The sequence below is a fragment of the Intrasporangium sp. genome (assembly GCF_035280925.1).
Taxonomy (GTDB): Bacteria; Actinomycetota; Actinomycetes; order Actinomycetales; family Dermatophilaceae; genus Intrasporangium.
Genome location: NZ_DATEEY010000115.1, coordinates 1 through 2,467, shown reverse-complemented (window position 1 = coordinate 2,467; position 2,467 = coordinate 1). Strand labels below are relative to the sequence as shown.

Genomic DNA, 2,467 nt, shown 5'->3' with positions numbered 1-2,467 from the left:
GCAGTGGGCCGACTACTACTCCAAGGTGCCCAACGCGGTCGCCTCCGGCGCCGGTCCGGACGTGGGCATCATGCACATCGACCAGCTGGCGACGAACGCGGCCCGGCGGGTCATCGTGCCGCTCGACGAGATCGCCTCCGGCCTGGAGCTTGAGGAGGGGGACTTCGCCCCCGTCGTCTGGAACGCCGGCGTCTACCAGGACAAGCGCTACGGCATCCCGCTGGACATCCACCCGCTGGGCTTCTACGGGAACACCGCCCACCTGGAGAAGGCCGGCATCTCCGAGCTGCCCGAGGACCGCGAAGGGTTCGAGGCCGCCGTGAAGGAGCTGCAGGCCAAGAGTGCGGTCCAGACGCCGTTCTGGGTCACCGCGACCTGGCCCGCGCACCTGATGTTCAACTCGCTCATCGCCCAGTTCGGCGGCAGCATCTACGACGAGGAGGGCGCCAAGGCGACCTTCAACTCGGAGGCCGGTGTCGAGGCGCTGGAGTGGCTCAGGAGCTTCGTCGACAGCGGTGCCAGCCCGAAGAACGTCTCCAACGACGCGCAGGCGGTGGCCTTCCGCCAGCAGCGCAACTCCCTGACGTGGGACGTCATCTGGATGATGAACGAGTGGGAGAAGGTCAAGGATCTGCAGTGGGCTGCGGCCCCCGTGCCCACCATCGGCGACGAGCCGGCCGTGTGGGCGAGCTCGCACAACTTCGTCGTCACCACCCAGGCGACGAAGGACCAGAACAAGCTCGCCGCGTCCCGAGCCTTCATCTCCTACATCTCCGAGCGCTCGATCGAGTGGGCCAAGTCCGGTCAGGTCCCGGCCCGCAACAGCGTGCGCGAGTCGCAGGAGTTCAAGGACCTCACGGTGCAGTCGACGCTGGCCGACCAGCTGGACCACGTCGTGTTCCCGCCCGCGGTGCCGGGCATCGGAGACGTCACCCAACCCACCTGGGAGACCGCCGTCAACGAGGCCATCCTCGGCAAGAAGCCGACCAAGGCGGCCCTCGACGCCGGGGCCAAGAAGGCCGACGCGATGCTCAAGGCCAACCAGGCGAAGTACCAGGCCTGACCATGGCCACCATCACGCCCGTCTCCGCCACCGCCCCGGCGCAGGAGGTGCGTCGGGGCGGTGGCCGGGCGCCGAACGCGGACCCGGCCGTCATGCGGGCCGGTTTCGGGACCGCGCTGCTCTTCGTCGGCCCCTACCTCGTGCTGTTCTGCACCTTCGTCCTGGCGCCCATCGTCTACGGCCTGTGGATCAGCCTGCACCAGTGGGACTTCCTCCTCCCCGGGAAGCCGTTCGTCGGACTGCAGAACTACGTCGACCTCTTCACCGGCGGGTCGACCACCTCCGAGACCTTCTGGAACTCGATGCGGGCGACGGCGGTCTTCACCGTGCTCAGCGTCCCGCTGCTCATGGTCCTGCCGCTCGCGCTCGCGGTGGCTCTGAACAAGAAGTTCCCTGGCCGCAACGCCGTGCGGGCGGTGTTCTTCGCACCGTTCGTCCTCGGTGTCGCCGTCATCGGCCTGCTGTGGCGCTACCTGCTCGACCCCAACGTCGGTGTCATCAACTACTACCTCGACCTCCTGGGCTTCGAGCGGATCCCCTTCACCACCGCCACGCCATGGGTCTGGCTTGCCCTGGTGGTGCCCACTCTCTGGTGGACGGCCGGCTACAACATGGTCATCTTCCTGGCCGGCCTGCAGGACATCTCGGCAGAGCTCTACGAGGCGGCCGAGCTCGACGGCGCCAACTCGTGGCAGCGGTTCCGCCACGTCACCCTCCCGGGGTTGCGCCCGGTGACGATCTTCGTCCTGACGATCACGATCCTCGCGTCGGCCAACGTCTTCGGCCAGCCCTACCTCATCACCCAGGGGCAGCCGGGAGGCGAGACGCGCAGTGTGATCATGCAGATCGGTGAGGAGGGTCTGCGCAGGTTCAACATGGGCAGCGCCTCCGCCATGAGCACGGTTCTCACGCTGGCGCTGCTCATCGTCAGCGCCATCTGCCTGTCGTTCCTCCGGGAGCGCACTCCGAAGGAGCAGAAGCGATGAGCACCGCCACCACGGCTCCCCCGGCGAGGACCGAGCCGGCCCTTCAGGAGCCCGGCAGCCGGTCGCGCATCCCCTGGCGGATGATCTTCCTCGGTCTTCTCGCGCTGCTCTTCCTGACCCCGCTGCTGTGGATGGCGTCGACGTCGTTGAAGTCCACGGCCGAGGTCTCGCAGGCCGATCTCAGCATGCTGCCGCAGGACCCGACGACGGAGGGGTACGAGAAGATCCTCGGCGCGCCCCAGACGCCGGTCGAGCAGTGGTTCCTCAACTCGATGATCGCCGCCACGGGGCAGACGATCCTCGTCCTCGTCGTGGCCACGATGGCGGCCTACGCCCTCGCGCGGCTGTCCTTCCCGGGCAAGCGCATCATCACCGCACTGGTCCTGGCGACGCTCTTCGTCCCGCCGATCTCCCTGCT

Annotated in this window: 2 protein-coding genes and 1 pseudogene; all 3 read left to right on the top strand. The window is 67.9% G+C overall.

Translation table 11 applies throughout. The features are described from left to right. Positions 1–1,063, top strand: a 1,063-nt coding sequence (locus tag VJN29_RS11210; protein WP_324143713.1) for an ABC transporter substrate-binding protein, incomplete at its 5' end; no start/stop codon positions are given. A gap of 2 nt (positions 1,064–1,065) precedes the next feature. Then, the gene (locus tag VJN29_RS11205) at positions 1,066–2,049 is read left to right on the top strand and encodes a sugar ABC transporter permease (protein ID WP_324143712.1); all 984 of its coding nucleotides are present in this window, start codon (positions 1,066–1,068) and stop codon (positions 2,047–2,049) included. Then, a pseudogene (locus tag VJN29_RS11200) lies at positions 2,046–2,467 on the top strand (carbohydrate ABC transporter permease); the annotation flags it as partial. The gene VJN29_RS11205 and the pseudogene VJN29_RS11200, both read left to right, overlap by 4 nt.